Source organism: Kitasatospora sp. NPDC036755 (assembly GCF_040636595.1).
Lineage (GTDB): Bacteria > Actinomycetota > Actinomycetes > Streptomycetales > Streptomycetaceae > Kitasatospora.
This window is the reverse complement of the sequence record NZ_JBEZUT010000414.1, coordinates 1-6,449: the sequence shown is the minus strand read 5'-3', so window position 1 is coordinate 6,449 and position 6,449 is coordinate 1. Positions and strand designations below refer to the sequence as shown.

The window sequence follows — 6,449 nt, the reverse complement described above, 5'->3', positions numbered from 1 at the left end:
GCCGGCGGCGGCCCCCGCGGCGCCGCGCCGACGGCCGCGACCGCCGCACCGCTGGAGGTGCGGCAGGATCAGGCCGACGACTGCGACGTCCACAAGAGCGTGCCGCCGAGCACCGCCGACGGCCCGGCTGTGAAGGCCGTCAAGGACAAGGGCACCCTGGTGATCGGCGTGGACCAGAACAGCTACCGCTGGGGCGCCCGCAACCCGAAGACCGGGCAGATCGAGGGCTTCGACATCGACCTCGCCCGGGCCATCGGCGCGGCCGTCATGAACGGCGCGGACCCGCAGAAGAACAAAGTGGTGTTCAAGCCGGTGGCCACGGGCGACCGGGTGCCCGCCATCACGAGCGGCAGGGTCGACCTGATCGTCCGCACCATGACGGTCAAGTGCGGGATGAAGGGCGTCGCCTTCTCCACGCCGTACTTCAAGATCAGCCAGCGCGTCCTGGTGCCGCAGACGTCCCACCCGAAGGACATCGACGAGGCGATCAAGGGCAAGAGGGTCTGCGTCGCCGAGGAAACCACCGCGCTGGACGTGGTCGAGAAGAAGAAGACCGCAGGGAAGGTCGTCACGGTGGCGAACCAGCTGGACTGCCTGGTCCTGATGCAGCTCGGCGAGGTCGACGCGACCATGACCGACGACATCCTGGCGGCCGGTCAGGCCGCCCAGGACCAGACCGTGCAGATCGTTCCCGGCGCGATCCAGGAGGAGACGATCGGCGTCGCCGTGAACGAGAAGAACACCGACCTGATCGCCCGCGTCAACCAGGTGCTCGCCGACTACCACGCCCGGGGCGACTGGACCGATTCGTACAACCACTGGCTCGAGCCGTACCTGAAGACCGACGCCGACCGGTACTGGCCGGGCACCCGTTGAACCGCCGCGGCGGCCGACCCGGCGGGACGACGTCCGGAACGACGTCCGGGACGACCTCCGGGACGGTGCGTGGGAGGGCGCGGAAGAGGTGGCGCACGGCCCGTCAGCGGAGCGCCGACAACGGCTTGACGCCCCGCGCCCGCACCGCCCGAACGGTCACCGGCTAGGGTTCGGGACGATCACCACGGGGAGACCGGTGGTGGGCACGGGGGTTGTCGTGGGACCGCACGTCAGGCACGTCCGGATCGCACGCGAGGAAGGAAGGACACCGCGGTGGCGGCATCGGCTGGCCCGGTACTGAGCCGGGAGGAGGTGGACCGCGCGCTCGCCCGCCTCGGCGCGGAGCGGGACGCGGTCGAGTCCGCGCTGCTCGCGCTCCAGGACCACCCGGGCCTGCGGCTGCTGGACGGCGCCGAGCTGTCCGGGCGCACCCTGGAGCGCTGGTCGGTCGCCGGCAAGGGCCTGCCACTGCTCTGGGCGCTGTTCGACCGCTACTCCGAGGCGCTCGCCTCGGCCCGGGCCGTCCGGGCCCGCAAGGCCAAGCCCGGCGCACCCGAGCTGGCCGAGCTGAGCGAACTGCTGACCGGCGAGGCGGTGACCGTCCCGGGCGGAGTGGTGCCGGACGGCCCGCAGGTGCTCGGCGCGCCGGCCAGGCTGGTCGAGCGGATCAGCCTGGACGCGCTGATGACCCGGATGAACTCCTGGTACGCCACCGTGCTGGAGGTGGTCAGCGCCGCCGACGCGGTCTGGTCGGCGCTGCCCGCCCGGATCGACCTGCTGCTCGCCGAACTCCAGCGGGTGCGCACCCTGGCCGCCTCGCTCGGCGTGCGCACCGGCGCCCACCCGCTCGGCGACGACCTGGCCGGGATCGAGAAGGACCTCACCGGGCTGCGCACCGAGGTGCACGGCGACCCGCTGTCGCTGTGGCGCCCGGCCCGGGTGCCCGCCCAGCGCGGCACCGTCCCGGAGGGGGAGGCCTTCGCCGGCCCGGCCGGAATGGTGGACACCGAGCGGTTCGACCGGGCCGGGCGGGCGCTGGACGGCGTCCGGCTGGAGCTGGAGGACCTGCTGCGGCTGCGCGACGAGGCCGAGGAACGCCTCCAGGGCGTCGGCGACCTGCTCCAGCGGGCCGACGCCACCCTGGCCGAGGCCCGCCGGGCGCGCGGCGAGGTGCTGGCGAAGATAGCGTCCAGCGACGTGCCGGCGGTGCCCGGACCGGCCTCGGCGCTGCGCGAGCGGATCGTCGCGGCGCTGGACCTGCGCCAGGCCGGGCAGTGGGGCCGGCTGGCACCGCTGCTGGACGCGCTGGAGGACGCCGCCGCCAAGGAGCTGGGCCGGGCCCGGCAGTCGCTCACCGAGGTGACCCAGCCGCTGGCCGTCCGGGCCGAACTGCGCGGCCGGCTGGACGCCTACAAGGCGATGGCCGCGCGGCTGCGGGTCGCCGAGGACCCGGAAGTGATCGAACGGTACGAGAAGGCGCGCTGGCTGCTGTGGAGCGCACCCTGCGACTTGCGGGCGGCGGCCGCCGCGGTGGCCCGGTTCCAGCAGTCGCTGCGGCCGGCCCACGCCGAGACCGGGGACGGGCAGGCTCAGGAGGCGGCCGGCCGGACGCCGGCCGACGGACAGGTTCAGGACGGACAGGTTCAGGGGGGCTGAGGTTGATGGGCGGGACGTGCGAACGGCCGGAGTGCTCCGGCAGCGGCAGGATCGACGCCGACGGCTACTGCGACGAGTGCGGCCTGGCCCCTGCGGGCCGGACCACGGCGACCTCCGGGGCGCCGGGGACCTCCGCGACGGGAACCTCCACGGCAGGAACGTCCACGACGGGAACGTCCGCGCCGGGAGCCCCCGCCGGCCCCGGCTCGCCCTGTCCGCGCGACTGCTCCGGCAGCATCGACCCGGACGGCTACTGCGACGAGTGCGGCCTGACCGCGCCCACCGGCGACACCCGCGGCACCGGTGACACCGGTGCCACCCGGTCCCACGTCCCCTCCGCCCGGGTCTCCCCCGGCCCCGGCCGGGGCGGCTCCGGCCACGCCGGATCCGGCCGCAGCGGCTCGGCGCACTCGCTGTCGGCCGGCACCGGCAGCGGCCGCTCGCTCTCCGTCCGCTCCTCCCGGGGCGGCGCCTCCGCGGGCACCCGCAACCGGCTGGGCGCCGGTCTGGTCACCGTGCCGACCGTCGAGGCGGCCGACCCGTCCCGGGCGGTGCTGGTCGACCCCGAGGTGCCCGAGCGCAAGCGGTTCTGCTCCAGGTGCGACGCCCCGGTGGGCCGGGAGAAGAACGGCCGCCCCGGCCGCCCGGACGGCTTCTGCACCAAGTGCGGCACGCCGTACTCGTTCACGCCCAAGCTGCGCCGCGGCGATCTGGTCGGCGGGCAGTACGAGGTGGTGGGCTGCCTGGCGCACGGCGGGCTCGGCTGGATCTACCTGGCGATGGACCGGCGGGTGCACGACAAGTGGGTGGTGCTCAAGGGCCTGCTGGACACCGGGGACGAGGACGCGCTCGCGGTCGCCGTCGCCGAACGGCGCTTCCTGGCCGAGGTGGACCACCCGAACATCGTCCGGATCATCAACTTCGCCGAGCACCCGGACCCGCAGACCGGCGCCACCGACGGCTACATCGTGATGGAGTACGTCGGCGGGAAGTCCCTCAAGGACATCGCCAACGAGCGCCGCACCCCGGACGGCCGGCGCGAACCGCTGCCGGTCGAGCAGGCGATCGCGTACGCGCTGGAGGCGCTGCCGGCCCTGGGCTACCTGCACGGCCGGGGCCTGGTCTACTGCGACTTCAAGATCGACAACGTGATCCAGAGCGGCGACACGCTCAAGATCATCGACATGGGCGCGGTCCGCCGGTCCGACGACGACGGCCCGATCTACGGCACCGTCGGCTACCAGGCCCCGGAGATCGCCGTCGACGGCCCGTCCGTCGCCTCCGACCTGTACACCGTGGCCCGCACCCTGGCGGTGCTCACCTTCGACTTCCAGGGCTACAGCGGCACCTACCGCGACTCGCTGCCCGGCCCCGAGCAGGTCGAGGTCTTCGCCCGGTACGAGTCCTACTACCGCTTCCTGGTCCGCGCCACCGACCCGGACCCGGCCCGGCGCTTCGCCTCCGCCGAGGAGATGGCCGACCAGCTCACCGGCGTGCTGCGCGAGGTCCTGGCCCTCCGGGACGACCGGCCCCGGCCTGCGCCCTCCACCCTCTTCGGACCCGAACTGCGCGTCGTGGACACCGAGTTGCTGCTGCCCACCGAGAAGTCCGGGCAGCTCCGGGTGGCCCCGCTGGACCCGGCAGCAGCGGCCCTCGCACTGCCCGTCCCCCGGGTCGACCCCGGCGACCCCAACGCCGGCTTCCTCGCCGTCCTGGTCACCCCCGACCCCGAGGAGACGCTCGCCGCACTGGCCGGCGTCCCCGCCGTCTCCGTCGAGAGCCGGCTGCGCGAGCTGCGCACCCTGCTCGAACTCGGCCGCCACGGGGCCGCCGCCGAGCACCTCGCCGAACTGGAGAAGGACCAGCCGGACGACTGGCGGGTGGTCTGGTACCGCGGCCTGACCGCCCTCGTCGGCGGCACCGCCCCCGACGTGCGGACCGCCGCCGAGGCCTTCGACGCCGTCTACGACGCCTTCCCCGGCGAGGCCGCCCCCAAGCTGGCCCTGGCCATCTGCGCCGAGCTGCTCCGCGACGGCAACGGCGGTGGCGACGGCGGCGACCCGGCCGAGTTCTACCGACTGGTCTGGACCACCGACCACGCCTACCTGAGCGCCGCCTTCGGGCTGGCCCGGGTCCGCCTGGCCGAGGGGGACCGCACCGGCGCGGTCCGCGTCCTGGAGACCGTCCCGGCCGCCTCCAACCAGTACACGGCCGCCCGGATCGCCGCCGTCCGGGCCCGGCTGCGCGAGCGCCGGCCCACCGACGACCTGGCCGCCGACCTCGGCGCGAGCTCCGCGCAGCTGACCGCGCTGCGACTGGACGCCCGCCGCCGCGAGGAGCTCTCCGTCGAGGTGCTCGACGCGGCCCTCGGCTGGGTGGGCGCCGAGACGGCCGCCGGCCGGCCCGCCACCGACCTGGTGGTACTGGGACGTCCCGCACGGGAGCGGGAACTGCGCTTCGCCCTGGAACAGTCCTACCGGGTACTCGCCCGGTTGGCCGACCGGGCCGAGATCAGGATCGAGATGGTGGAACGGGCCAACCGTGCCCGTCCCAGGACGTGGGTGTAGCAATGCCGCAGCAGACCGAGTGCCCGAGCTGTTCGGAGCCGATGGAGCCGGAGGACGCCTACTGCGGCTCCTGCGGGACCGGCCGGGACGGCCGGGCGGCCCCCGGCTCGATGCCCACGAGCTGGGCCACCGCACGCGGCGAGGCCGTACCCTCGCCGCGCGGGCCCGTCTGCGTCCACTGCGGGCAGCCGAAGGTCACCCCGGACGGCTACTGCGAGGGCTGCGGCGGCGCCCAGCCCCGCCCGCGCGACCACATGGAGAAGTCCCTCGGCGGCGTCGCCGGGGTCAGCGACCGCGGCGTGCGCCACCACCGCAACGAGGACTCCTTCACCGTCGCCGCGACCTCCCTGCCCGACGGCGAGCCGGTCGTCGTCGCCGTGGTGTGCGACGGCGTCTCCTCCTCCGACCGCCCGGACGAGGCCTCGGAGACCGCCGTGGACGTCGCCTCCGAGTCGCTGCTGACCGCCCTGGAGGCCGGCCGGGACCCGAACCAGGCGATGCGCCGGGCCATCGCCGACGCCGCCGACGCCGTCGCCGCCCTCGCCACCGACGGCGCCAGCCCCACCCGGCCCGACCTCAACGCGCCCGCCTGCACCTACGTCAGCGCGATAGCCGCGGGCGGGCGGGTCACCATCGGGTGGGTCGGCGACACCCGGGCGTACTGGATCCCGGACGACCGCGCCGCCGCCGAGCCGTTCCGGCTCACCCAGGACGACTCCTGGGCGGCCCGGATGGTCGAGGCCGGGCTGATGAGCGAGGCCGAGGCCTACGCCGACCCGCGGGCGCACGCGATCACCGGCTGGCTCGGCGCCGACGCCGAGGAGGTCGTCCCGCACACCCTCGACTTCACCCCGCACGTCCCCGGGGTGGTGCTGATCTGCACCGACGGGCTGTGGAACTACGCCGAGGCGGCCACCGACCTGGCGTACTACGTGCGCCCGGACGCCCGCACCGAGCCGCTCGCCACGGCGCAGACCCTGGTGAAGTTCGCCGTCGCGGCCGGCGGCCACGACAACATCACCGTCGCCGTGCTGCCGATCGACCCGCCGGCCGCCGCCGTCGAGGAGGCCGAACAGAGCCCCACCGCGCTGGACCTGCCGGTGATCGCCCCGCGGGCGGCCGACCGGCCCGCCCCGGAGGAAGACGAGGACTACGAGCCGACCCTGCCGGACCTCCCGGTGATCGGCTCCCCCGCCGCCCCGCTGCCCCCGGCCCCGGCAGCGCCCCCGGAGATCCCCCCGGCGCCGCCCGTCCCGCCAGGAGAGCCACACCGCAACGCCGCGCGTCGGCGGGCCGGCACGGAGTCGTCACGAAGGCGTACACAGCGTCGGACAGCACCGTCCGTACGCC

Annotated in this window: 4 protein-coding genes; all 4 read left to right on the top strand. The window is 75.1% G+C overall.

Annotation, left to right across the window (positions count from 1 at the left end; genetic code table 11):
- Nucleotides 1-876 (top strand): transporter substrate-binding domain-containing protein (locus tag AB0E96_RS36770; RefSeq protein WP_359830473.1); only part of this gene is annotated, 876 nt, incomplete at its 5' end.
- 273 nt (nucleotides 877-1,149) lie between these two features.
- Nucleotides 1,150-2,532, top strand: coding sequence for a hypothetical protein (locus AB0E96_RS36765; protein ID WP_359830471.1), 1,383 nt, complete (start codon nucleotides 1,150-1,152; stop codon nucleotides 2,530-2,532).
- 5 nt (nucleotides 2,533-2,537) lie between these two features.
- Nucleotides 2,538-5,099, top strand: a complete 2,562-nt coding sequence (locus tag AB0E96_RS36760) for a tetratricopeptide repeat protein (protein WP_359830468.1) — start codon at nucleotides 2,538-2,540, stop codon at nucleotides 5,097-5,099.
- Between the two features lie 2 nt (nucleotides 5,100-5,101).
- A partial coding sequence (locus tag AB0E96_RS36755; protein ID WP_359830466.1) for a PP2C family serine/threonine-protein phosphatase occupies nucleotides 5,102-6,449 on the top strand: 1,348 nt, incomplete at its 3' end.